We start from the raw sequence: 25753 nt of genomic DNA on the forward strand, positions 1-25753 counted from the left end.
CCCCGACAGTCAGTTGCCGAAGAAGGCGATGGAGCCGGTCAGCGCAGCCACGGTAAGGGAAATCGCGGGCACGGCCAGGCATATGAGCAGGAAGCCCGCATCACGTGGTCTGATCTGGGAGACCCGGGCATGGGTGCGCGGTGTGCTGCCGCCGAAGCCCCTGGCCTCCATGGCCGTGGCCAAGGTCGTCGAACGCCTGATGGACAGGACCAACAGAGCGAAAGCCTGTGGCATAAAGGCCTTGAAACGGTTCTCATCGCCCAGTCCACGGCTGCGGCGCGAGGCGGTCAGAGCCGACCAATCATCCTTGAGAACAGTGAAGAGCCGCATACCGGCCAGCCCCCCGTAGACGAAGCGATCAGGCAGGTGGAGCACCTGGCTGAAGGCATCGGCCAGGTCGGTGGCGTCTATTCCCAGTACGGTGATGATGGCGGGGATTCCGATGGCCAGGATTCGCAAGGCAGTGGCCAGGGCCAGATCCAGCGAGCGCTGGGTGATGTGGATCATCCCCCACTGCCAGAAGGTGGCGCCGCCGCTCTTGCCATAGAGGATGATAGCCAGGGCCGAACCTGGTGCCCCCAGGAAGATGGGCCAGGTGGATCTGACCACGCGCAGGGGCGTGAAGCCTGCCGCACCCAGCAGCAGGAACTCCAGGATCAGGGCCGTCGTGGCCGAGACCGGGTCCAGACTGATCAGCAGGGGCAGAGCCGCCAGAAAGGCCCCGATCAGACGGAAGGCCGGATTGATGGAGGCTATGTATGGCGACCGGCTGGCCGGCTTGACCGGCTCATCCCGCTGATCCATGGGCGTGACGGTCAGTCTGGCCGCAACAGTCTCCTGAGGAGCCTGCAAGTCTGACCCGGCTGCAGGCCAGACGGCTTTCCGGGCTCCCGGAGGCGTCATCTCCACCAGACGGGCGTCCAGGGCCTGGACCAGTTCCCGGTCGTGGGTGACCAGGATGATGCAGGCGCCCTGGTCGCGCAGGTCTGCAATCAGCCGGGCCATGCTGACCCAGGTGTTCCTGTCCTGCCCGAAGGTCGGCTCGTCAAGAATCAGCACCTGGGGCGCAGCGGCCAGGGCCGAGGCCACTGTGAGCCGCCGCTTCTCGCCGCCGGAGAGCGTGTAGGGGTTGGCTCGCCCGTACTGCCTCAGTCTGAAGCGGCCCAACAGTTCCAGGGCGCGGGTCTGGGCCTGGTCCTCGCTCATGCCGGTGCGGATGGGGGCCAGTTTGACCTCATCCAGGACCGTGCCCCGGGCGAACTGATGCTCGGGATTCTGAAAGACATAGGCGATGCGCGCCGCCAGCTGGGATGAGGTCCACCGGATGGGCTCGGACTCCACGGGCGTCTGCCCCTGGGGCCCCCGAAGCAGACGATTCCGGGCAAGGACCGAACCGGCCACCGGCTCCAACAGACCGGCCAGGGTCATGGCCAGAGTGGACTTGCCGGCCCCGTTGACCCCGACCAGGGCGGTGACCTGACCGGCCCTGAATTCCAGATCGATATGCTCGGCCACTGCCTTACCCTGACGGCCCACCGCCAGATCCCGGGCGGCCAGCAGGACGGGATGACCATCCTGGCCGGGACCGGATTGCCCAGACCTGATCCTGTCCTGGCCAAGCTCAGGGAGCGAATCCCTGGCGCTCCTATAAACCTCGGGAACCCAGATACCCAGGGAGGCCAGGTCCAGTTCGGAATCAGTGAAGACCTCCTGGGGACTGCCGTCGGCCATGATCACGGTCTTGCGATAGGACTCAGCGCCCGAACCGCCGACACCGCCTTCAACTTCACCCAGCCCGAGCACGATGACCCGGTCGATCATGTCCATCCAAGGCCCCGCCCGGTGCTCGACCAGAACCATGGTGGAGCCTTGCCGGTCCAGGACCTTCCTGACGGCATCGACTATCTGCTCGACGCCGACCGGGTCCAGGTTGGCCGTAGGTTCGTCCAATAAGAGCAGCCCAGGCTGCATGGCCAGGGCGCCGGCCAAGGCCAGACGCTGCATCTGCCCTCCGCTCAGATGCATGGTGGACCGGGTCAACTGCAGGTCAGCCAGGCCCACCTCGGCCATGGCCTGACGCACCCGTGGCCAGATCTGATCTCGAGGCAGTCCCATGTTCTCCGGTCCGAAGGCCACATTGTCGCCAAGGCGCTGAAAGATGGCCTGAGCATCCGGGTCCTGAAGGACCAGTCCCACACGCCCCCGGCTGGAGACGGCGGGATTGCCGTCGATCAGGACCTGGCCCTGGGTCACCCCGCCCTCGTCATCCTCGACCTGGTCCTGGCCGCTCTGCGGTGCATGATCGCCCAGCAGACCGGCCACACCTTCAAGGATGGTCGACTTGCCAATGCCCGAGGCTCCCAGCAGAAGCACCCGCTGACCTGCAGGAATGCGCAGGGAAAGATCCCTGACGGCGAAGTGGTTCCGATAGGCATGCCGGTACCCCCAGCCGCGCAGTTCCAAGGCTGCGGGTCGATAGGGATTGTCCTGGATGCTCTGGTCCACTCCCGATCCTCTACTTCCCGGCCATGCGAATATCGCGGCCGGATGCGAAGCGGTCCAGGGCCCCGGTCGCGGCGATGGCCTTGTAGAGGTACCAGACCAGCACTCCGGCGATCAGCGCGCCCGAAATCAGGGTGGCTATCAGATAGATCACCCCGTAGGGGCCGGTCAGGTTGATGGCCTGCAGGTGCGTGCAGAAGGAATATAGCCAGCAGCCGAAACCAGCTGCCCCACCGGACAGCGCCACCGTGGGCATGTTCCAACGCCGATAACGCAGCAGCATGAAGACCAGCTCGGCCATGAAGCCCTGAAGCAGACCGATCAGTATGGTCTCCACAGGCACCCATTGGCTGCCCAACAGCGACTCCAGGATGGCTGCCACCAGCTCGGCGTAGACGGCAGCCCCCGGCTTGCGTACGATGACCAAAGCCAGGGGCCCGGCGAATAGGTAGAGGCCATTGAGGATACCTCCCAGACCGGGCACAACCCCATCCAGGAAGGACCAGGGAATGGTGGTCACCATGGCGACCACCCAGTAGATGACGGCGGAGGCCACCCCGATGACCGAGGCGACGGCGATATCCACCACCCTCCACCGTTTGGAGGGGATCCTGACCTGGGAGGGGGTCCGCTCAGACTCCGGCTCCGATCCGGAAACAGTATTGTTCATGAAATGACCATCGGTCATGATCTTGTGCCTTTCCTCGGGGCGCTCCCTATGAGCGCCATCCCGTTCAGGCACGGGTCCAGTGACATCCGTGCGCCGGCATTACCCGGTAAACGTTCGTCCGGTTGAGGCTGAGCCTCCTCTCAGCCGCACGCCCTCAGGCATACGGCCCCCGTGTCACCTATAACCCTAGAACACACCGTGGCCAAAAAGTCAGTTCTGACCCGCGCCCAGGGAATCCAGCAGGAGGGCCTCGGTGATGATGTTGTCGACCAGCCCCTGCAGGGAGATGGACTCGTTCGGACTGTGGGCGTTGGACTGGGGATCCTCGGGGCCGGTCACCAGAACCTGAGCCTCAGGGAAGAGCCGCTTGAGTTCGGGAATGAAGGGGATGGATCCGCCCTCGCCCTTGTTGACCGGGTCGCGTCCGAAGGCCTGCCGCATGGCCTCCTCGGCCTGCCGGACCACCGGGCTGTCGGCATCCATGGCCCATCCCATGCCCATGTCGCCGGGCGTGACCTCCACCCTGGCCCCCTGAGGAGCATGGGCGATCAGGAAATCAGCCAGTGCCTGCGCGGCCTGCTCAGGACGCTGGGTGGGCGCAGTGCGCAGGGAAATGCGGAAGCGGGTCTTATCGGCCAGCACGTTGAAGGAACCCTCCACCGGGTGGGCATCGAAGCCGATCACCGCCGCCGCCGGCTTGGTCCAGAGCCGGGAGGCCAGGGAGTCGGTTCCGGCCAGCCGGTAGGAGTCCACCACGCCGGCATCGGCACGCAGCTGGGCCTGGTCCAGGTCACGCTGCAGGCCGCCGATGGGCTGTCCGCCCTCCAGGCCGGGCACCGCCAGCTGACCCTGGTCGTCATACATGGAGGCGATCAGCATGGCGGCCAGGGTGTTGGCATCCAGGATGGGCCCGCCGAACTGCCCGGAGTGGACCGGGTGCTCCAGGACTGTGACCGTGACATCCAGGTCCGCATTCCCTCGCAGTGAGGTGGTCAGACTCGGGGTGTCCGCCGACCAGTTGCCCGAGTCGGCCACGATGATCAGATCCGAGGCGAAATCGTCCCGATGAGCCTGGAGGAAGGGGATGAAGCTGCGCGAGCCCATCTCCTCCTCACCCTCGATGAAGACCTTGACATTGACGCGCAGGTCCTTGCCCAAGGCATGCAGGGCACCCGAGTGGATGGCGATGCCGCCGCCGTCGTCGGCCGATCCGCGTCCGTAGAGCCGTCCATCCTTCTCCACGCCGGTAAAGGGATCAGTGGACCACTGGGAGGGATCGGGCACCGGCTGTACGTCGTGATGGGCATAGAGCAGGACGGTCGGGGCATTGGCATCCACCTGCCGGGATCCGATGACCTCGAAGGCTCCCAGGGTCCCGTCAGGATTGGCGGCCTGGACCACACGGGCGTCCACGCCCACCTGCCTAAGCTGTCCGGCCACATAGTCGGCCGAACGCCGCATGTGATCCCCGGTGATTCCCTTGGCCGAGACCGAGGCCAGGGCGATCTTGTCCCTGAGCAGATCGACGATCCGGCTCCTATCGTCCTGCACACGGGTGCGGATCGTCTCCAGGCCCAGTTCCGCCATGGTTACCTCCTATAATTGCCTGCGTATCAATGCTTGCGAGTCTAGGCGTCACCGTAACCTGTTCGCATGACATGGAACCCCTTCTCACGCAAGGATCGACGGGACAAAGAGGCGGAGGCGGACCAGACGGCCTCCGCTGAAGAGGTACGAGGCAAGGGACGCCCCACACCCAAGCGCAAGCAGGCCGAGGCCCGGAACCTGCGTCCGCTGGTCCCCAAGGACCGCAAGGCCTCGCGCAAGGCCGCCAAAGCCCGGATCCGAGCCCGTGAGGATGCCCAGTACGAGGCCATGAGGACCGGTGACATCGACCACATGCCCAAGTCGGAGCGCCTGCCCTGGAGGATCTACATCCGCGACTATGTGGATGCCCGCTTCAATCTGCTGGAATGGATCTTCCCGGCCATCATCCTCATGTTCGTGGCCACCCTGATGGGCATGTTCGTGGGTCCGCAGCATTACGCCACCTTCACCATGGTGGTGACCATCCTTCTCTATGGCTACCTGATCGTGGCCCTGGTCGACACCTGGCTGATGTGGCGCAAACTCAAGCGCCTGCTGATCGACAAGTTCGGCGAGCGCTCGGTGGCCAAGGGTTCCCGCTCGGCCTCCTATGCCTGGCAACGGGCCATGATGGTCCGGCGCTGGCGGGTCCCCAAGCCCAGCCAGAGCAAGCGTGGGCACTGGCCCAAGTGACAGCCGGTTGTCCTGACTTACCGACCCATCGATTAGCCGCGCCGCCCGGTTCCACTTGAGGTTCCGGGCGTTCTTCGTATTCACTCCACATTCTGCTGATGGTCTTCATTCTCCCAGCCTCTACGGCTAGCATTGATTGTTATGCAGCAATCGATCAACCAACCCGGTACGCAGTCCCTAGACCCCTGGGATGCCAACAGCCGCCAGTACGACACCATCATCATCGGATCCGGCCCAGGCGGCTATGCCACGGCCCTTCGCACGGCAGAGCTGGGCGGAAGGGTGGCCCTGGTCGAGCAGGACCCTGTTGTTGGCGGTGTCTGTCTGAACCGGGGATGCATCCCCACCAAGGCCCTGCTGACCGCCACCCAGGTTCTCGAACAGGCCGACCTCGGGGCCGCCATGGGCATCAACGTCAAGTCGGCCGATATCGACTACCGGAAGCTCCAGGATTATCAGGACCGGATGGTTGATGCCATGACCGGAGGCCTGTCGAGCCTGCTGAAGCAGCGTGGCATCACCGTGGTGCACGGCCATGGCACCATCGTCGGCGACGGCCTGGTGGAGGTGACCGATGCTGACGGCAATCAAACCCGCCTGACCACCTGTGACACCATCCTGGCCACCGGGTCTCATGCCAGGGCCCTGGAGGAACTCCCCTTCGATGATCTTGTCATCGACACCGACCGGGCCCTGACCTTCAAGCCCTTCCCCCGCCGGGCACTGATCATCGGCTCAGGTGCGGTGGCCCTGGAATTCGCCACCATTTGGAATCAAGCCGGCTGCCAAGTGACCCTGATGGTCAGGCGGGACCGGGTCCTCTCCCACTGGGGGCGGCGGACCGGTCAGATCCTGACCCGGGAGCTGGAGCGTCAAGGGATTCGGATCATCACCCATGCCCGCTGTTCGGGCGGGCACCGTCTACCCGCTGATGGAGGCATCCAGGTCGACTACCAGCCAACGGACGACAAGGGCCAGGCGGGAACGATCGAGACTGATCTGGTCCTGGTGGCCATCGGCAGGGACCCCAACACCGATCCCAGGCACATGAAGGAGCTGGGCATCGACCTGGACGAACATGGCCAGGTCCTGACCGACTCCCAGGGACGCACCAGCCGTGACCGGGTCTGGGCCCTGGGCGACATCACCCCGGGTCACCACCTGGCCCACAGGGCCTTCCAGCAGGGCATCACCCTGGCCGATGCCGCCTCCGGTCTGGACCCCGAGCCGGTCAACGAGGCCACCATCCCCCGCGTGGTCTTCTCCTCCCCCCAGGCCGCAGCTGTGGGCTTCAGCCGTCAGGAGGCCGAGGACGATCCATCACTGAATCAGGTCAAGGAGACCATCTACCCCATGATGTCCAACTCGCGCATGCGCATGAGCGGCATGCAGGGCACCCTCAGTCTGATCACCGCCTGCCAAGCCACCGACATGGAGAAGCAGATAGTGGTCGGTCTGGAGATGGTATCCCCCCAGGCCTCGGAAAACATCGCCGAGGCCCAGCAGCTGGTGGGCAACCAGATTCCCCTGCACCGGGCGGCCGGGCTCATCCACCCCCATCCCACCTTCTCGGAAGCCATTGGAGAGGCCCTGCTCAAGGCTGACGGCAGACCCCTGAACATGCGGTAGGCATGCGGTAGACTGGTCAACCAGTGAACGTTTCCGAGTGAGGATGGCATGGCTACAGAGGACACCAAGGGCAAAAAAGCAAAAAAGAAGACCAGTACGATCAGCCAGATCGTCAAGATCTACCGATTCACTTATGAAGAGGACAAGGCCCTTCCCTGGCTGCTGGCCGCGGCCATTCTGGTACCCACCCTGATAGCAGTGGTGATCTGCCTGCTGGCCCACTTCGGCTGGTTGTCCTGGATCCTGACCGTGCTTCTGGGCATCATGGTCGGCCTGCTTCTGGCCACCATGACCCTGACCAGGCGATCAGACCGTGTCGGCTACGCCAAGATGGAGGGTCGTCCAGGCGCTGCCGCCGCCGTCCTGAGCAGCATCTCCAAGGCAGGTTTCTCCTTCCCCCAGGAACCCGTCTGGATTGACGCCAAGACCAAGGATGCCATCTGGAGGGGCACCGGTCGCACCGGGGTCTATCTGATAGCCGAGGGCGACTACAACCGCGTCAACAAGGCCATGAACCGCGAGGAGGAGAAGATCCGCCGCATCACCCGCGGGTCTGCCATCCCCATCTACCGGATCAGCGTGGGCCACGGCCCAGACCAGGTCCCGCTCAACAAGCTCCAGCGCACTGTGGTCAAGAAGAAGATCAAGCTGACCGCCACCGAGCTGGAGACCCTGAACGACCGGTTGGTCACCCTGCAAAAGCGGCAGAACGCCCTGGGAATGCCCAAGGGCATCGATCCGACCAGGATACACGTCAGCCGCAAGGCCATGCGCGGGCGTTGATGTTTTCCAAGGTCCCGGCATCTTCCACCAGGGAGGCGCCGGGACCTTCGCATGAAACACCCCCGTAACCTCAGTGGCGCATTGCCGAAAAAACCGGTCCCCTAGACTGGGGGACCGTTACGGTTTCCACGAAAGGAGCAGTTCAGTGAGAGAACTGAAGTCAAAGGCCGATTGCGAAGCTCTGATAAACCAGGAGGGCGTGGAATATGTCTCAGTCAGGTTCACGGACCTGATCGGGGTCCAGCAGCACTTCACCGTCCCCGCCAGCGAATTCCTCAAAGAGGCTTTCACGGACGGCATGGCCTTCGACGGCTCCTCCGTCCAAGGCTTCCAAGCCATCAACGAATCCGATATGAAGCTGATTCCGGATCCTGAAACAGCCTACCTGGATCCCTTCCGGCGCCACCGCACTTTGAATGTGGCCTTCTCCATCGTGGACCCGGTGACCGACGAGCCTTACTCGCGCGACCCCCGGCAGATCGCCTCCAAGGCCGAGGCCTACCTGCGCTCCACAGGCATCGCCGACACGGCCTCCTTCGCTCCCGAGGCCGAGTTCTTCATCTTCGACAAGGTCCGCTTCGAGAACAGCATGCAGCGCTCCTTCTACGAGGTCGACTCCATCGAGGCCCCCTGGAACTCGGGCGTGGATGTCGAGGAGGACGGCTCCGACAACATCGGTTTCAAGAACCGGGTAAAGAAGGGCTACTTCCCCGTACCACCCATCGACCACTACCAGGATCTGCGCGACGACATGGTGGCCAACCTGCAGAAGGTGGGCCTGATTCTGGAGCGCTCACATCACGAGGTGGGCGGCGCCGGCCAGCAGGAGATCAACTACCGCTTCAACACCCTGCTGCACGCTGGCGACGACCTGATGAAATACAAGTACGTGGTCCACGAGACCGCCGCCCTGGCCGGCAAGGCGGCCACCTTCATGCCCAAGCCAATCGCCGGGGACAACGGGACCGGCATGCACTGCCATCAGTCCCTCTGGAAGGATGGCAAGCCCCTCTTCTACGACGAGAACGGCTACGGTGGTCTCTCCGACATCGCCCGCTGGTATGTGGGCGGTCTGATTGAGCATGCCTCGTCCGTTCTGGCCTTCACCAACCCCTCCACCAACTCCTACAAGAGGCTGGTGCCCGGCTACGAGGCCCCGGTCAACCTGGTCTACTCGGCCCGGAACCGTTCGGCGGCCATCCGCATCCCCCTGGCCGGCACCTCTCCTGCCGCCAAGAGGATCGAGTTCCGCGCTCCCGACCCCTCCTGCAACCCCTTCCTGGCATTCTCGGCCCAGCTGATGGCAGGACTGGACGGCATCCTCAACCACACCGAGCCCCCGGCCCCCATCGATAAGGACCTCTATGAGCTGCCCCCGGAGGAGCACGCCCGGATCAAGCAGGTGCCCGGCTCCCTGGAGGAGGCCCTGGACGCGCTGGAGGAGGATCACGACTTCCTCAGCGAGGGCGACGTCTTCACCGACGACCTGATCCAGACCTGGCTGGACTTGAAGCGCGGTGAACTGGACCAGACCCGTCTGGCCCCCACCCCCCTGGAGTATGAACTCTACTTCCACATCTGAGTTCGCATGACGACCAAGGCCGGCTGACCGGACAGGTCGCAAAAGGCCCGATCCTTCCTGCTGAGGGGTCGGGCCTTTTGCGTCGTCACACAACCATCGGCATTCGCCCGTTGATGGCAACACGCCAGCCCCGGCATACCGGCATGCGGTGAGGCCAGAATGAGGAGAGGTATGCAAACAGATCCGATGGAGGTGGAGACCGATGCGCTGGCTGCGTGAGTTCATGGAGTTGCCCGTATATCTGCGAGCCATGCTCATCGTGGACCTCATGTGCAACTTCGGCATCGGCCTGGTCATGCCCATCGAACTGCTCTTCGCCACCCACTCCCTGGGCGCCACCATGAGCGAGGCCGCCCTTCTGGTGACCATCAGCTCGGTAGGTTCCCTGATCTCCAACCCCATCATCGGATGGGTCTCGGACCGTCGCTCCTCCTGGCTGGCCATGCACACGGCCATGATCTTCTCGGTCATCGGCCCCCTGATCTTCACCATGGCCCACGACTACCGGGCAGCGGTGGCGGGCGCCTTCGTCTCGGGCCTGGGAATGGGCATGCAGACCTCCTGGGCCAGCATTCTGACGCAGATCTCCACCAGGGAGCAACACCGGATCGTCTACGGAATCAACCAGGCCGAGCTCAACCTGGGCATCGGCCTGGGAGCGGCCGTGGGCGGACTGCTGGCCGCAGGCGGTCAGGACTTCCTCTATCGCATTGGCTTCGGCGGCAGGGCCCTGGGATTCGCCCTGCTCAGCCTGTCCCTGCTGGTCATCGAACGCCACTGGCAGCTGCGTCGGTTGACGGCCGAGCTCAAGGCCCAGGCGGAGCGGGAGATCGTCCAGGAATCCGCTGGGGCCATCGGCGCCCTGCAGACTAAGCAGTCGGACAACAAAGCAAGCATGGCCATCAACGGCACCTTCGGCGGACGGACCAGCTCCCTGACCAGGGTGCTGGCATCCATGGCCCTGCTGACCCTGGGCACCTTCTTCATGGACCTGTTCGGCTACTCCCAGTTCGACGCCGGCCTGGTCACCACCCTGATCTCAGATCCGCACATCCCCCGCTGGTCCCTGTCGGTGGTGGATGTGGTCAACACCTTCTCGGTGGTCATCATGAACATCGTGCTGCTGCCCCGCCTCAAGGACGCCAACCATGTGCGAATGTTGCGCACCGTGCCGGTCTTCTGGGCTGCGGCCTGGGTGATCATCGTCCTGGGCCTGCGCCTGGATTCCACTGCCGGCGCCCTGAGCGTGGCATCCCTGGGCATCACCATCTTCGGGCTGGGCGAGGTCATGATGGGCATCTCCCAGCCGGTGGTGGCCGCCGAGCTGGCCGGACCCTCGTTCAGCGGGCGCATGTTCGGCCTGCTCAACACCGCCGCTTCCATGGGCTACATCGTGGGACCCATGTTCGCCTCCTACATCCTGGCCGGGCATGAGGCCATTCCCTTCCTGGCCATGTGCGCCATCGGCCTGGTCGTGCTGGCCGTCCCCTGGTTCCTGGCCATCCCCTCGCGGCAGATCACCAGCCAGAAGAGCCCGGCCGCCGTCTGACCTCGGGCAAGGCACGGCACCGGACCAACAACTTTTGAGGGGCGGTCGATTCGAAGAGCGGTCAAAAAGGCATACCCTCAATGACCAGTCCGACAGACTGAGTTACCTCTTGAGAGTCAGTCCTCGTTTAAAGTCAGTCTTCATCGGCTGCCCTATGGGCATCGCCGGGCTCCGAACCCGCCATCAGGGTCTTGGCCAGGTCCACAAACCGTCTGGTCAGCGGAGAATCGTCCAGGGAACCATCTGGTCTGAGCACGGCCGGACGTCCGGACTCCCCCGACTCGCGCAGATCGGTCTGCAGGGGCAGCTGCTCCAGCAGGGGCACCTGATACCCCAGATCCCGGGTCAGCTGGTCGGCCACACGCTGGCCTCCCCCCTGACCGAAGATGCGCAGACGCTCGCCATTGTGCTCGTACCAGGACATGTTTTCAATCACACCCTGGACCTTGGTGGGCAGTTGCAGGGCCACCAACCCTGAACGCACGGCCACCTGCGAGGCCGATGGCTGGGGGGTGGTGACCACGATCAGCCGGCTGTTGGGGAGGGCCTGGGCCACGGACAGGGCCATGTCCCCGGTGCCTGGGGCCAGATCCAGCAGGAGCACGTCGGGGTCCCCCCACCAGACATCGGAGAGGAACTGCTCCAGCGAGCGCTGCAGGCGCGGACCCCTCCAGAGAATGGCCCGGTCCGACCCGGCGAACATGCCGATGGAGATCAGCTTGACCCCCCAGGCGGTCACCGGCATCAGCATGCCATGCAGATTGGTGGGCCGGCTGTGCACGCCGAAGAGCCCAGGCAGGGAAAATCCGTAGATGTCAGCGTCGATGGCGGCAGTGTCATAGCCCAGGGCCGCCAAGGTGGCAGCCAGATTGACCGTCACCGAGGACTTGCCCACGCCCCCCTTGCCGGAGGCGATGGCGAAGATGCGGGTGCCCACGCCAGGCTTGGAGAAGGGATTGCTGCGCCGGGCCGCCTTGAGGTCGGCCACCAGGTTGTCCAGCTTTTCCCGACTCATGGAGGAGACATCGATGTGCGGGCGCAGCCGGGCTCGCGGGTAGGAGGTCACGGTCCCATTGATCTGGTTGGTGATGGTGGTCGACAATGGGCATCCCTTGATGGTCAGCTCCACCCGTACGGTCACCTCGTAGTCGGCCTGGGCATCCCTGGCTGGCTCGACGATGATGTCGGTGATCATGCCAAGATCGGTGATGGACCGTCCCAGTTCCGGATCGATGACCCGGCTGAGCCGCTCATAGACCTCCCCCTTGATTCTTCGAGGCAGCTCCTCCAGATTCCGGGTCCCTTCCTTGCGATGCTCTACTTGTTCCATGCCGTCACCATATCGCGCCCAGCCATCGGCTGCCAGGGCGCGGCTGGTCGGATATTGCGAATGTCACAATCAGGCTTGGACCGGGCTGGGGTCGCCGGTATCAAGCAGTCGGTGGAAAGCCGCCTCGTCCAGGATGGGCAGGCCCAGACTCTCGGCCTTGTCAGCCTTGGAGCCCGGGTTGGCGCCCACCACCACATAGGTGGTCTTCTTACTGACGGACCCCGAGGCCTTGCCGCCGCGCTCCACGATGGCCTCCTTGGCGGAGTCCCTGGAGAAGTCCTCCAGACTGCCGGTGACCACCACGGTCATGCCCTTCAGGGTCTGCGGCTTGGTGCTGCGTTCCACGTGAGCGCCCACCCCGGCGGCCTGCCAGGCATCCAGGATGCGCCCGCGCCAGTCGCCGGGCTGTCGCGCACCCTGGAACCAGTCATGAATGGAGTGCGCAATTTCCGGGCCCACCCCGTCCAGCTCGGACAGGTCCGCCACGCTGGCCTCCTCCACGGCCTTGAGCGACGGGAAGCGGGTGGCTATGGCTCGGGCCGAGGTCGGTCCCAGGTGCCGTATGGACAGGGCCACCAGGACCCTCCACAGGTCGGCATGCCTGGCCTTGTCGATCTCTTCAAGCATCTGCAGGGTGTTCCTGGAGGGTTGGGCATCGGCAGTGCCCAGGGCGGCCTCCTGGGCCTGGGTCTCATGACTGTTCATGGCCCGTTCGCCCTGGTTATAGAAGGCGGGCACCCGGTACCAGAGACCGCTGCCGCCAGTCCGACGCTTGGTTGTAGTGTGCCCCTGTCGGCCTTCGACCTCCACCTGCTCCATCAGGGGAACCTCACGCCAGACATAGACCTGGCGCAAATCCTCCACTTTCAGGTCGAACAGGCCCGCCTCGCTGGTCAGAACCGGATCCTGACATGGTGGAAGCCTCAGGTCCGGGTCCGGCTGGTAGGGGGCTGCCTGGCCGCCCTGGTCGACCAGGACCTCGCGCAGGCCGGGAGCATAGACCTCCACGGAATCGGGACGGTTCTCATCGGGGTTGGTCAAGGCTATGGCGCTCTGTTCCCCCAGATGCTCGATATCCAGGGCCTTCCGCGAGGCCATATGAATGATCCGCTCGGTCAGCTGGGCCGGGCAGGACTCCACATTGGGGCAGCGGATGTCCACGTCGCCCTCCTTGGCCGGGGCCAGGCGGGCGCCGCAGCTGGGGCAGGTCTCGGGCATGACGAAGGGCCTCAGATCCTTCTCACGCCCCTTCCTGGCCTCGACGACCGGTCCGACCAGCTCGGGGATCACATCGCCAGCCTTGCGGACCACCACCGTGTCCCCGATCAGAATGCCTTTGCGCTTGACCTCGGAGGCGTTGTGAAGAGTGGTCCTGGATACTGTGGAACCTGCCACGGTAACCGGGGTGAGAACCGCCACCGGGGTGATTCGCCCGGTCCGGCCCACCTGGACGGTGATGTCCAGAAGCCGGGTATTGACCTCCTCCGGAGGGTACTTGTAGGCCACGGCCCAGCGGGGGGCACGCGAGGTGGCTCCAAGCCTACGCTGAAGATCCCGGTCCTGAAGCTTGACCACGATGCCGTCCAGGGCATGCTCGATGTCATTGCGGTGCTGACCGTAATAGTCGATCATGTCCAGGATCTGATCGAAGGAGGTGACAACCCGGTTGTGGGGCGAGACCGGAATCCCCCACTGCTTGTAGAGGTCGTAGGCCTGTGACTGGTCGATGACCTCATCGTGGGTCCCCTTGGGATGGGCCGGGCCCCACCTCAGGGAGCCCAGGCCATGGGCGTAGAAGCTCAGACGGCGACTGGCGGTGATGCGCGGATCCTTCTGCCTGAGCGACCCGGCGGCGGCATTGCGGGGGTTGGCGAAGGGCGCCTTGCCCTCCTGTTCCTGCTGCTCGTTCAGGGCATTGAAGTCGTCGAACCGCATGAAGACCTCACCACGGACCTCCACGAACTCGGGGATGTCGCGGGCCGGGCCCGACAGATTCTGGGGAATGCCCGGAATGGTTCTGACGTTGAGGGTGATATCCTCGCCGGTAACCCCGTCCCCCCTGGTCAGGCCCTGCTCCAGGACCCCGTTGCGGTAGAGGAGGTTGAGGGCCAGGCCGTCGATCTTGACCTCGCTGGTCATGGGCAGGGCCTTGTCCTGCGGCCAGTCGAGCTCGTTGCGAAGCCCGTCATACCATTGGCGCAGCTCGGCGACGCTGAAAACGTCATCCAGGCTGAGCATCCGGGAGGGGTGGCGGACGGAGGCGAAGTCGTTGGAGAAGGTCCCTCCGACCCGGTGCGTTGGCGACTGGGGGGTATCCAGGCTTGGGAAGCGGGACTCCAGCTCCTGCAGGCAACGCATCCTGGCGTCATAGGCCGCGTCGGAGGAGACCGGCGCATCGTCTATGTAGTAGGCGACCTGGTCGGACTCCACCCAGGCGGCCAGCCTGGACCATAGACGCTGGGCCTGTTGGGCTCCCAAGGAGTCAAGGTCCAGCTCCCCCAGTCGCATGGCATCAGCATCGTCAGGCTGCAGGGAGGCTATCCATCGGTCAGTGCCCGGCCTGGGCCTGGACTCGGCATTCCCGCCCTCATCACTGGTTTGCTGAATATCTTTCTGAGCTGTTCCGTCATGCATTGAGCGACCTCATGAACTGTGCCTGTACCACATCAACACCTTCATTATCGTCGTCGTTCATCCTGGCGGCCGCCATTGACAGGGTCCGGGCCGGGACGAAGAGCCCACCGTCCACACAGATGCGCGCGGCCTGGCGCACTATGGAGGCCACCTCAGTGTGAGGCCAGACCGGCAGGCCATGTTCGGCCAGGACCCGGCGAGCCTGCCTGTGGTCTTCGGGCAGGACAACGCACTGGGAGCGGGCCCTGGCCTGCAGCTCGGCCAGCTCACTCTTGAGGGCCGGTATCCGGTCGGGACTGATGTGCTCGCTCATCAGATAGGCCGCTGCAGCCACGTCGAACTCGTCGCGCATCCATGAGGCATAGGCCAGACGGTAGTAGGCGAAGGAGGCATCGTCCCGGTCCAGAGCCACCCGCAGGGCGTTCAGGGTGGCAGCCCGGGCCGAATCCCAGTCCTCCCGGTTGGCCAGCATGACCGCCAGCTTCAGGTGGGAGAGCGGGTAGGCGGGCGCATAGGCCACCATGGCGTTCAGATGCTTGAGGGCTGCCTGGTCCTCCTTGAGCTGGGCCAGGAGGTCGGCTATCTCCAGGTGGGCGTAGAAGAGGTTGTCAGGAATGAGCAGGGTACGCTCCCCCGGTGTGGCGAAGAGGCGGTTATAGACCACCCGCTCGGCGTAGGAATTGAAGTAGCGGGGCACCTGGCCCTCGGCCGCAAAGACGGCATCCAGATGAGCGATAGCGTCTTGCTCCACCTGTATGCCCTGGGCCGCTCCGCCGGAAAAGAGCAGATCGCGGGCCCTGACACGCTCCTTGTCCAGTTGTGAGGACAGGGAGAAGTCGAAGTCTGGAACAGGGGTGCCGTCAATCATGGCGCTGGCAACCTGTGGTGATAGCTGTTCCAGCTCCGGGTCACCGATGCTTTCTATGATGCTCGTGGCTTCCTGGGCCTTGGCTGCCGAAGTCATGGTCCGGTCCGAGGCCAGCTGATGGAAACCTCCTACAGCCCTTTGCAGCAGGTCGGCCCGTTGGATGGAAAGGTCCACGGCCTTATGCGCGCCCAGGGCCTTGGCAGACTTGTCGGCAAAGGCCACCTCCGAAAACTCGGGCTCCTCCTGGCTGCCATGAGGGCTGAAGTGGTCATCGCGCATGTCGAAGACAGCCTCGGTGGGCTTGAGTCCGCCTTGGGAATCCACCCGCATGGCCGCATCGAAGAAGCGGTAGATGGCACGTGGATCCTTCAGCCCCTGCGAACGGATGCGGGAGAGGAGGAGTTCCCTGCTGAAGACCACCGAGACCAGTGTGCGAATGGTCGGATTGCTCTGCAGGGCGCTGAGCGGATTCTGGGATGCACCTTCGTCAGTCTGATCCGCAGAGGCATCCTCATCCGAGGCATCCTCCTTGGATGCATCATCATTGGCTGACGACGGCGGCGCAAAGGCGGCAGAGTCAAGGTCCACGCCCTGCATAAGATCCTTGAACTCTCGATCCACGGATTCCTTTTCACCCTGATCCCCTGCCTTGTCCTCCTCATTGCCCTCTTGCTGCTCAGGAGCCATACGTGAGGCAATGGGCTTGGTGGGATCGCCGTGCACGTCGCCATCCTTGGGATCAGCCTTGGACCCAGTGGGGGCCACCTCGCCGGAACGCATGCGCTCAAAGGCCTCCAGGGCCTGTCCCATCATGGTCCTGATGGCCGAGTTCTGCTGGTCGACAGCCTCCTCCAGACCGATTGAGTCGATCTGCAGGCTGACCTCGCGCACGGAAGGATCCACCCCGAAGGCCAGGGCGGCCATCATCAGCCCGACGCGCAGGTTGTAGTCAGCGCTCATGGCGGATCGCTCGCCGTCGTCCAGGTCCCGCCAGGCCCGTGACTGGTCCTCATAGCGGCTGGATGGCATCATGGTGCGTCCTGCCGCAGTGAAAGCCAGGGCCACCTTCCCCTGGGCGAGGTTGGATCTGAACTCCACATCGAAGCGGAAGGGCAGCCGCAGGGATCGCATCAGCATGGACAGCGTCTGCCGGTAGACCCACTCGGAACGCACCGGCTCCTGACCCTGGCCGTCCGCTCGCACCGGCAGAGCCTGGGGAGCCTGTTGACGGACCATGGCAGCGGTTGCTGCGGCCTTGCCGACCATGGCGTTGATGGCGGTCCGCCCATCGTCCTCCAGGGGGTCGAAGCGAATCGGATAGTCTCCCGGGCGCATCAGGGCGACAATGGCAGGATCTTCCAACAGTGCCTGGTCCAGCCGGGTTGCCTGGACGCGGTTGATCGAGTCCTCAGTGGGCAGCGTCCCCAGGCGGGCATTGCGCTCCAGCCAGGCACTGACGGCAGCAAACCTGTTGAGATTGCCCTCGATGCGCAGGGCTGCAAGGGCGGCGGTGAACTCCAGTCCGTTGTCCCAGCTCAGGAAGTAGGCGCCGGAGTAAGAGGAAGCGTATAGATGCAGGGGTTCGGCCCCGTGAACAGCCTCAAGACCGGAGACAGGTGATAAGGCCCCGGCTTCGCGCATCAGGTCGGCGAACAGATCCTCCAGGCCGGAGACCCGCTGTCCGTGGGAGCGCGCCTGGATCATGTCGCCCACGCTGCGTCGGATGGCTCCCATGGGCGCCTCCCGGTTGAGCCGGTAGAAGATGTTGCCCGAGCCGAACCCGGTGAAGGTTCCCTGGATGCGCGGCAGCAGATAGGCGGCGAAGAAGGCGATGGCCACGGCATCCCGGTATTCCAGGTCCAGGCGCATCTCCGGGGGCAGGAGTGGACGCAGCTGCTCAAGCGAATAGCGCCCATCGGCTCGCAGCCAGGAGGCCAGCCAGCGCATGTGGCCGGCATCGTCACGGCCTGCTACAGCACCCTGGAGGGCGCGGACCGGCCCCGAATCCTGACCCGGATCACGACCCAGCCGGCGACCGTCGGCCAGGGTCACCTCCTCTTCCCGACCCAGCAGGAAGGCGGGCTCCATGTTCTGCAGGTCCATCCGACCCTGCTCGCCGATGAAGACACGGCCATGGTCGTCGGCCAGAGCGATCTGGGCAAAGTGACGACGATCGGTGAAGATCCCCAGCGCGAAGCCGCGGCCCGGCGCGTCAGGCCACTGGACCCAGCCCAGCGTCAGCCCCTCGGGCACGCCCTGCAGCCGAGGAAAAAGCCGGCGCTTGACAGCGATACCCAGAATACGGCTGTGGGAGGCCAGAAATTCGCGCATCTGCCGATCGTCAGGATGACGCCCCGTCCGGTTGATCAGATTGACCATGTCGGCCACCGAAGAATCCAGGGGACGATCCCCGCGACCCCCTGTGGTCGGCCGAGAGGAGCCTACCAGTCCTTCCAGTGCGGAAAGAATGGAACGGCCCAGGCCGGACAGATTCCCGAACCCCCGGGACTTCTTCGCGTTCTTGGACATACCTTTGATTGTCCCAATCCAGCCCGACATGTCGCCGTTAGAATAAAACCGTGATGACTCTGCCAGCCCTGCGACGCCCCGCCCCGGCCAGGGGCACGACCATCCGACTGCTGGTAGCACTTATTGTTGTGCTCATCCTCGAACTGGGGGTATTCAACCTGGCTCATTGGCAGTCGCTGGCGGGTTCCGCATCGGGCTCTTCGGCAGGGACTGCAGACAACATTGAATCACGACCGGACCGGCTGGGACCAGGGCTGTCCCGGCTGCATGGCGGGGGTCTAAAAGTCACCGATCCGGCTGGCGCCTGGGTGGATGTCCCTGTCGCAGATGGACAGGCATCCTTCGCCCAGGCCTACTTTGCAGAGGACATCGAGGGTTCATTCCTGTCGCAGATCCATGTACGTCTCGACCTACACTTGGTCGGCGACAGGGACTGGACCCAGGGCACTCGAGGGCTGATCTGCCCCGGTCAGGCCCGCAGCCATTATCTGCGCATCAGGGGCAAACCCAGCGGAGCCCGGATCCAGGCCATGCGACTGTGGATACAGGAGCCCATCGGATCCCGGCTGGAGCTGACCGGAATGACTCCGGTCAGGGTGGTCCCCCTGGACCTCAACCCGGCGCGGATACTGATGCTGGCCTGCATGGCGGCGCTGATCCTGGGCTACCTGCCCGGCTCGGCCCTCTGGCGGATACGGCTGGATACTGGCTCGGTGGGCCAGCGCCTGGTCCTGGCCCTGATTCTGGCTCCGCTGGCAGCCTGGTCCTGCTGGAACATCCAGCACGATCTGTCCACCTTCACTCCCATGGCCTACCACCAGCCGCATGCCTATGTCTACGATTTCAACCAGTACGATCACGTGGCCCGGGCACTGCTGCATGGACGCCCCTGGCTGGATCTTGGCCAGGCACCGGGTCTGGCCCAGGCAGCAAACCCCTTCGACATAGCCACCCGCAACGCGCTGCTGGCCCAGGACCAGCAACCCATATATTGGGACTACGTCTACCGGAACGGCCACTGGTACTCCTACTTCGGTGTCCTGCCGGTGCTGCTGCTCTTCCTGCCCTACCGAGTGATAACCAGCCTGGTGCATCCGGGCGGCTATGCCCTGCCCACCAGCTCGGCCGCAGCCCTGCTGGTTGCGGCGGCCACCATCATGACCGTCCTGGCCACCATCCGCCTGCTGGCCCGCTGGTTCCCCCGGGTCAACCTGGCCGTTGTCGGCATGGCCCTTATAACCATGCTGGGAGGATCCGGCATGGTCTACCTCTGGTGCCGCCGCAACTTCTATACGATTCCCTTCGATGCCTCCTTGCTTGCGGTCATGACGGGACTCTGGCTCTGGATGGGGGCCAGACGGGTCCAGCGACAGTCTGCGGACACTGGCGAACATTCGGGTCGTGGATCAACACGGATGTGGACCGTGGAGGATGGGGACCGACCCTGGCATCTGTCCAGACCACGGCTTTTCCTGGGATCGCTGTCGGTGGCTGCCACCCTGGGCTGCCGACCCACCTTCCTGGCTGCAGGCCTGCTGGCGCTGCCTCTGTTCGCCAAGGAAATAAGGGCAGTCATCAACTCCCTGTTCACGCGCAGGAGCCATCCTGCAGACCTGTCTCGGAGGCGGGCGCTGTCCCTGCTGGTCTGCGGCCTCTTGCCGGTCCTCCTGGTGGCCGCTCCCCTGCTCTGGTACAACCGCTGGCGCTTCGGGTCCCTGCTGGACTTCGGCAACCGGTATCAGATGACCGTCCTGGACCTGACCAACTATCATCCCGGCACCCGGGGCCTGCTTCAGGTCTTTGGCTACTACCTGCTGCAGCCGTTGACCACCCTGCCGGTCTTCCCCTACCTGCAATTCTCCCCCGCTCCTATGCAGGTCTGGCACTTCACCGAACCCGGCCTGGGCGGGCTGCTGATCACTACACCGGTACTCATACTGACCCTTGCACTTCTTGCTCTGCCCAGGATGCGAAAGGAACTGCAACGTCGGAGGTGGATGCCCGCCTTGATCCTGGCCCTGGCTCTGGCAGTCCTGGTCATGGCTGCAGACTCCTACCTAGGCGGGTTCTCGGTGCGCTACAGTATCGATTTCGCCTGGCTGATCTGCCTGGTTGCTGTTGTGGTCATGGCCACCGCATCCTCAACATACGAAGACGGCCGCTCCTCAGCGGGAGCGGCCGTCATGAGCCTGCTAACACTAGCCTGTCTGGCTGGACTGGTCCTGACGTTCATCAACGCCATGGTCCTGCTGGAGCACTTCGACCTCAGTCAGGCCATGAACGTAGCCGTCTGGTTTATAGCACCCTGAGCCCAGCCGACAGTGATATCAGGAGTCCAGACCCTGCTGCTTGAGGGCCTGGTGATACCGGTCGACCATGTCAGCCACGATGCCATTGCCATCGCCACCCGACAAGGTGATGACCGAGGCCAGAGGCATGGTGTCGAAGAGCTGGGCTGTGTTGGGATCGTCGGGCAGCGGTATGCCATCCTGATCGATACGATCGCGCAGGATAGGTCCGCCGATTGAATTCTCGCGCCACTCGGCCATGGTCGATTCGGCATTCAGCGGAATGAACCGGCCGTCGCCATCCACCTGCAGATTCTCTTCTGCAACCAGATCGCGGCTGGAGGTACCCACCTGGATGCGGTAGGTGCCCGCCTCCACATGCCAGGCATCCATGGCTGTCGACCAGTAAGCGAAGTCGCGCTCGGTCAAGTCCATGCTCACCCGGCTGGACTGTCCCGCCTTCAGAAAGACCTTGGTGAAGGCCTTGAGCTCATGACTGGGCCGATTCACCCGGCTGGCGCAGGGGGCCACATAGACCTGCACGGTCTGGGCGCCATCCACCTGCGAGGTGTTGGTCACGGTCACCTCCACCCGAGCCGAGTTGGCTCCGGTCTTGGTCACCGCAACCTGATCCAGATCGAAGTCGGCATAGGACAGACCGAATCCGAAGGGGAAGGCCACCGGACGCTGGAAGGTGTCGTAGTAGCGGTATCCCACGTAGACGCCCTCGCCGTAGCGGGAGTGACCCTCCTCGCCGGGGAAGGAGGTGATGGTGGGGTTGTCCTCCAGCCGAACCGGGATGGTTTCAGGCAGATGGCCCGAAGGGTTGGCGGCACCGGTCAGCACATCCACCACGGCGCGTCCACCCTCCTGGCCCAAAAGCCAGGTCTCCAGCAAGCCCTTGGTCTTGTCCATCCAGTCGGCAACAGTCACCACGGCTCCATTGGAGAGGACGGCGACCACCCGGTCATTGACCTCGGACACGGCCTTGAGTAGAGCCACCTGCTTGTCGGGAAGATCCATGCTGGTGCGGTCGAAGCCCTCGGACTCGGCATCTTCAGGCAATCCCAGGAAGAGCACCACGGTGTCGGCTCCGCGCGCCACATCCAGCGCCTGCTGGGTCAGAGCAGGATCCTGTTCCTTCTCATCCAGCGTGAACCCGGGTGCGAAGTCCACATTCACACCGGCCTCCTTGAAGCCATCCAGCGCTGATGAGACCTCGGTCGGTGTGATGTGCGAGGAACCTCCACCCTGATAGCGCGGAGTCCGGGCGAATTCGCCGATGACGGCAACTTTCTGCTTCGGATCAAGAGGCAGAATCCTGTCCTCATTGCGCAAGAGGACGATGGACTCCTGGGCCGCGCGACGGGCCATGTTGTTGTGTTCCTGGACATCGTAGCGATAACCCTGTTGGGACATGGCCGGACGGGCCTTGTCGATCAGGTCCAGGATCCCCTGAGCCATCTGGTCCAGCTGCTCCTTGTCCAAATTGCCAGCCTGTACAGCCTGGACAACCTGGTCATCAGTGCGGGAGGGCGGCATCTCCAGATTGAGTCCGGCCTGCAGAGCGTTGACCCTGTTGTGGACGGCACCCCAGTCTGACATGACCATGCCCTGGTAGCCCCACTCGCCGCGCAGAACGTCCGTCAGCAACCAGCGGTTCTCCGAGCTGAAGACGCCATTGATCTTGTTGTAGGCGCACATGATGGTCCAGGGCTTGGCATTCCTGACCACATATTCGAAGGCCGGCAGGTAGATCTCGCGCAGGGTGCGCACGTCCACGTCAGAGCTGACCCTGAGCCGGTCGGTCTCCTGGTTGTTGGCTGCAAAGTGCTTCAGAGAGGTTCCAACCCCCTTGGATTGGACACCTTCAACCAGACCTGCGGCTTCATGCCCGGCCAGCACAGGATCCTCCGAGTAAAACTCGAAGTTGCGGCCACCCAGCGGGCTTCGCTTGATGTTGATGCCTGGTCCCAGGATTACAGCCACCTTCTCCTGGACGCACTCCTCGCCCATGGCCTGGCCCACTTGGTAGGTCAGATCAGGATTCCAGGAGGAGGCCAATCCGGCGGTCGGAGGGAAGCAAGTGGCCGGAACCGATCCGTAGACGTCAGAACCGGTGGCCTTGCGCAGGCCGTAGGGGCCGTCAGTGATCATATAACCTTCATAGCCCTTGTCGGGCAGCCCCTGCAGGTGCCAGGAGTCGGACCCCGAGGTCAGCGAGGCCTCCTCTTGCAGGTCCAGATCCTTGGCTTTGGTATGCGTTTGTTCTGTCATGTCTTTTTCCTTTCGAGTTTTCGGGTTCGATTAGCCGGTCCGCGGCTCAGCACAGGTTCAGATTACAGGTTTTCAGACTCACTTGACCTTGCGGATCATCATGATGAAGACGGTTCCCACCAGCAGGCAGACGATGGCGACTGGGAAGATCATCCTGTAGCCGCCGAAAACGCCAATGACCAGCGTGGTGCACCCGGGGGCGATCACCTGACCGATCGTATTGGCCAGGTTGAGGATGCCCAGATCCTTACCCGCCTCCTTGGCGTTCGGCAACACGTCGACGTTCAGCGCCTGGTCGACTGACATGTAGCAGCCGTTGCCGATTCCAGCCAGGGCGGCATAGAAGTACATGCCCGTGGCGGTCGGCATCAGGAAGGGGAAGAGTATGCCGACGGCGAGGATCAGGCAGCTGGTGGCTACGATCACCTTCCGTCTGTGCAGGAAGTCCGAGAGCGGACCCGAGACCACGGAGGCCAGGATGGTTGTCACCACCGAGATCAGTGCCATGACCTTGAGTGTGGATGCGGCCTGGGCATCGCTCATGTGGCAGTACTTCTGCAGTATATAAAGCTGGTAGCCCTGAATCATGAAGCAGCCGACGACGAAGGTGAACCTGCCCAGAAGCGCCAGGTAGAAGTCGCGGCAATTCTTGGTGGGCGGTATGAAGGACCGGCCGACATCCGCCCAGGTCCGTTCCACGACCGTGTTGGCAGCCGACTTCTCCCGGGGCCAGATCAGCACGGTGAGAATGCCGGAAAAGAGGAAGATGATCATGGCGACTACAAGGCCGGTATGGATGTTGCCCATGAACGAGCTGCCGATGATGGTTCCCAACTGCTGGCCGATGACCTGGCTGGCACCATAGAGTGCCGAGTAGGTTCCCCTGGTCGACTCGGGAATCCTGTCTGAGAGGACTGCCACGGCCGGGGCTATCAAGCAGTTGATGCCCACCTGCACAATACACCAGCCGAAAATGATCATGGGGAGCGTATGGGACTCAATGACCAGCAGGAAGCCAAGGGCGCCGATGATGCCGCCCAGCACGATCCAGGGGGTGCGCTTGCCGACTCGGAACCTGGACATGTCAGAGAGAGCGCCGAAAACAACGTTGGCCACCAAGGCGAACACGCAGCCTATCGAATTCATCGTCCCCAGAGCCGCTTCAGCGCTGACTCCATGCAGGGAATTGAAAATCTGAGGCAGGAGGACCCCGGACCCCATGGTAAATGGCGCGGCCCAGAGCAGGGATACCAGGACGAACCCAATGGCAAAGCGGACCTTCTCCGCGCTGTTGAGCCTTCTGCCCGTATCCGGAGCCAGGCTTGGATCCACGCCTTGATTCGCCACAGCACCTCCGGTCTCATCTACAGAGGCCATGGCCTTGATGTTTTCCCCGATTCGGGCACCAGCCCCGTCGGCTGGGCCTCCCCTTCGATCCTTATTTTCGTCTACCATCGTTATCACTCCTTCGTGTGCAGCCTTGCAATCAGTGGCTCATCATTGAGCCGTACCAATCTCCCCCTTCCATAACCGGCAATTGTTCCGAATATATTATCGGAGCGAACAGTGCATTACGTGGGTTCTAAACAGGTTATTTTTCCGATAGCTGAGACGACTGAGTTCACATTTCGGCGGAATTCCGAGGATTCCGGCAGGAGCGACAGGGCCAGATATCCGTTGCCTGGCATGTCGAAAAAGTATCCGGGCTGGCCAGTCAACCCGTAGGACCCAATCAGACGAAGAATCAGCTCCTCCTCGTCGATGACCTGAGGAAAACGCAACAGAACGTTCCAGCCTCCCTCAGGCCTGAGCAGGGAGACGCAGGACTCCTTTTGGCTCAATGTCTGTCTGAGGATTTCGAGATTGCCCCTGATACGCTTGCCCACCCGGCTGGTCTGAACGGGAATATCCGAGAGCATGGCTTCCATATCCCTGGTGATCAGAAGACTCATGGGCAGGTAGTCATCGGCTATCAGGTCAAGATGACGCTTGGCGGCGGCTACTTGGTCTGCGGGCCCGGAAACCTGGATCCAGCCCAACTTGGCATGGGGGGCTGCCAGACTCTTCGAGAACCCATCCAGGGCGAAGGTCAGCACCCGATCCTCACCAGCCAGCCGGGCACGGCCCGGCAGGGGATCCAGAGGATAACCGAAGAAGACCTCGTCGGCGATGATGGCCACCCCCTGCCGCTGGCAGAGTTCCAGCAGCGACCGACGCTCTTCCGGATGAATGTAGGAACCGGTGGGGTTGTTGGGGTTGATAAGGACCAGGGCACGGATACGGTCGCCTCCAGGCCCCTCCAGGGCCTGCCTTACCGTGGCCAAGTCAAGGACCCAGGACCCGTCATAGGTCAGGCGGTATGGTATTGTTCGGACGCATTCCAGACCGGCGATGGATTCAATCAGAGGATATCCCGGTCTGGGCTCCAGAATGGCGTCACCCGGGTCGCAGAGGAGCTTCATCAGCCAGGAATAAGCCTGGGATGTGGAAGAGAGCAGGTAGAGGTTATCAGGATCAACCGCAATACCACGATCCTTGCCGTACAAACTCTGATGCTTGGTCAGAAACTCAGCCAGAGCCTGCCGAGCCTTACGAGGCCCCCTCGGTTCGGCCTCGTAGACCTGAGGCAGAAATGCCGGGGCCAGTCCGAAACGGGTGGGATTGGAATCATTCAACCTGCCTAACTTGAGACCATGGGCTCGTGCTTCTGACTCGGCCAGAGCTATGCGATTGGGGCGGTCAGACCCGGTACGGTGAGAAAAATGCATGATTTTTCAGCTCCTCATCCGATCCAGCAACCGCCTAAACGCCTCATGTAGATTGGTCGCAGAA

The 25753-nt window shown here is 63.3% G+C and carries 15 protein-coding genes, 2 pseudogenes and 1 riboswitch; of the genes and pseudogenes, 6 read left to right on the plus strand and 11 right to left on the minus strand.

Translation table 11 applies throughout. The annotated features are described in order from the left end of the window. Nucleotides 1-9: 9 nt before the first annotated feature. From JF70_RS09285 to JF70_RS05155, 5 genes and pseudogenes are all read right to left on the minus strand, one after another. Nucleotides 10-1005: an energy-coupling factor transporter transmembrane component T family protein gene (locus JF70_RS09285; protein WP_420042866.1), complete on the minus strand. Its 996-nt coding sequence runs from the start codon at nucleotides 1003-1005 to the stop codon at nucleotides 10-12. Nucleotides 1006-1047: 42 nt separating this feature from the next. Further along, nucleotides 1048-1971: pseudogene (locus JF70_RS09290) on the minus strand (ATP-binding cassette domain-containing protein); the annotation flags it as partial. Then, nucleotides 1945-2505, minus strand: a pseudogene (locus JF70_RS09295) (energy-coupling factor ABC transporter ATP-binding protein); the annotation flags it as partial. The pseudogenes JF70_RS09290 and JF70_RS09295, both read right to left, overlap by 27 nt. A gap of 10 nt (nucleotides 2506-2515) precedes the next feature. Further along, nucleotides 2516-3190 carry an ECF transporter S component gene (locus JF70_RS05150; RefSeq protein WP_231578860.1) on the minus strand — a complete coding sequence of 225 codons (675 nt, stop codon included), beginning with the start codon at nucleotides 3188-3190 and terminating at the stop codon, nucleotides 2516-2518. Nucleotides 3191-3239: 49 nt separating this feature from the next. Continuing rightward, nucleotides 3240-3355, minus strand: a riboswitch (TPP riboswitch). Nucleotides 3356-3382: 27 nt separating this feature from the next. Beyond that, on the minus strand, nucleotides 3383-4759 hold the full coding sequence (locus tag JF70_RS05155) for a dipeptidase (RefSeq protein WP_045935524.1): 1377 nt from the start codon (nucleotides 4757-4759) through the stop codon (nucleotides 3383-3385). Between the two features lie 66 nt (nucleotides 4760-4825). Between JF70_RS05155 and JF70_RS05160 the strand changes: the two genes are divergently transcribed. From JF70_RS05160 to JF70_RS05180, 5 genes are all read left to right on the plus strand, one after another. Further along, nucleotides 4826-5452: a DUF3043 domain-containing protein gene (locus JF70_RS05160; protein WP_045935525.1), complete on the plus strand. Its 627-nt coding sequence runs from the start codon at nucleotides 4826-4828 to the stop codon at nucleotides 5450-5452. A 141-nt stretch (nucleotides 5453-5593) separates the two neighbouring features. Next, nucleotides 5594-7081 carry a dihydrolipoyl dehydrogenase family protein gene (locus JF70_RS05165; protein WP_082069413.1) on the plus strand — a complete coding sequence of 496 codons (1488 nt, stop codon included), beginning with the start codon at nucleotides 5594-5596 and terminating at the stop codon, nucleotides 7079-7081. Between the two features lie 48 nt (nucleotides 7082-7129). Continuing rightward, complete coding sequence (locus tag JF70_RS05170; RefSeq protein WP_045935526.1) at nucleotides 7130-7864, plus strand: DUF4191 domain-containing protein; 735 nt, start codon at nucleotides 7130-7132, stop codon at nucleotides 7862-7864. Between the two features lie 145 nt (nucleotides 7865-8009). Next, on the plus strand, nucleotides 8010-9446 hold the full coding sequence (glnA, locus tag JF70_RS05175) for a type I glutamate--ammonia ligase (protein ID WP_045935527.1): 1437 nt from the start codon (nucleotides 8010-8012) through the stop codon (nucleotides 9444-9446). A gap of 202 nt (nucleotides 9447-9648) precedes the next feature. Further along, on the plus strand, nucleotides 9649-10995 hold the full coding sequence (locus tag JF70_RS05180; RefSeq protein WP_045935528.1) for an MFS transporter: 1347 nt from the start codon (nucleotides 9649-9651) through the stop codon (nucleotides 10993-10995). A gap of 133 nt (nucleotides 10996-11128) precedes the next feature. Here JF70_RS05180 and JF70_RS05185 read toward each other — a convergent pair whose 3' ends face one another. From JF70_RS05185 to JF70_RS05195, 3 genes are all read right to left on the minus strand, one after another. Beyond that, nucleotides 11129-12325 carry an Mrp/NBP35 family ATP-binding protein gene (locus tag JF70_RS05185; RefSeq protein ID WP_045935529.1) on the minus strand — a complete coding sequence of 399 codons (1197 nt, stop codon included), beginning with the start codon at nucleotides 12323-12325 and terminating at the stop codon, nucleotides 11129-11131. 69 nt (nucleotides 12326-12394) lie between these two features. Next, nucleotides 12395-14959 (minus strand): NAD-dependent DNA ligase LigA, encoded by a 2565-nt coding sequence (gene ligA / locus JF70_RS05190; protein WP_052690760.1) that lies wholly within the window; start codon nucleotides 14957-14959, stop codon nucleotides 12395-12397. Continuing rightward, on the minus strand, nucleotides 14952-18356 hold the full coding sequence (locus JF70_RS05195; RefSeq protein WP_231578861.1) for a tetratricopeptide repeat protein: 3405 nt from the start codon (nucleotides 18354-18356) through the stop codon (nucleotides 14952-14954). Before JF70_RS05195 ends, ligA begins: the two co-directional genes overlap by 8 nt. 50 nt (nucleotides 18357-18406) lie before the next feature. Here JF70_RS05195 and JF70_RS05200 point away from each other — a divergent pair, with 50 nt between their 5' ends. After that, nucleotides 18407-20665: a hypothetical protein gene (locus tag JF70_RS05200; RefSeq protein WP_156149605.1), complete on the plus strand. Its 2259-nt coding sequence runs from the start codon at nucleotides 18407-18409 to the stop codon at nucleotides 20663-20665. A gap of 18 nt (nucleotides 20666-20683) precedes the next feature. On the opposite strand, the gene JF70_RS05205 is transcribed toward JF70_RS05200, so the two are convergent. The 3 genes from JF70_RS05205 to JF70_RS05215 form a co-directional block, all read right to left on the minus strand. Next, on the minus strand, nucleotides 20684-22921 hold the full coding sequence (locus JF70_RS05205; RefSeq protein ID WP_045935531.1) for an exo-alpha-(1->6)-L-arabinopyranosidase: 2238 nt from the start codon (nucleotides 22919-22921) through the stop codon (nucleotides 20684-20686). 78 nt (nucleotides 22922-22999) lie between these two features. Then, nucleotides 23000-24376, minus strand: coding sequence for an MFS transporter (locus tag JF70_RS05210; protein WP_231578862.1), 1377 nt, complete (start codon nucleotides 24374-24376; stop codon nucleotides 23000-23002). Nucleotides 24377-24492: 116 nt separating this feature from the next. After that, the gene (locus JF70_RS05215; protein WP_045935532.1) at nucleotides 24493-25689 is read right to left on the minus strand and encodes a pyridoxal phosphate-dependent aminotransferase; all 1197 of its coding nucleotides are present in this window, start codon (nucleotides 25687-25689) and stop codon (nucleotides 24493-24495) included. Nucleotides 25690-25753 lie beyond the last annotated feature (64 nt).

It is taken from the genome of Bifidobacterium mellis (assembly GCF_000967265.1).
Classification (GTDB): domain Bacteria; phylum Actinomycetota; class Actinomycetes; order Actinomycetales; family Bifidobacteriaceae; genus Bombiscardovia; species Bombiscardovia mellis.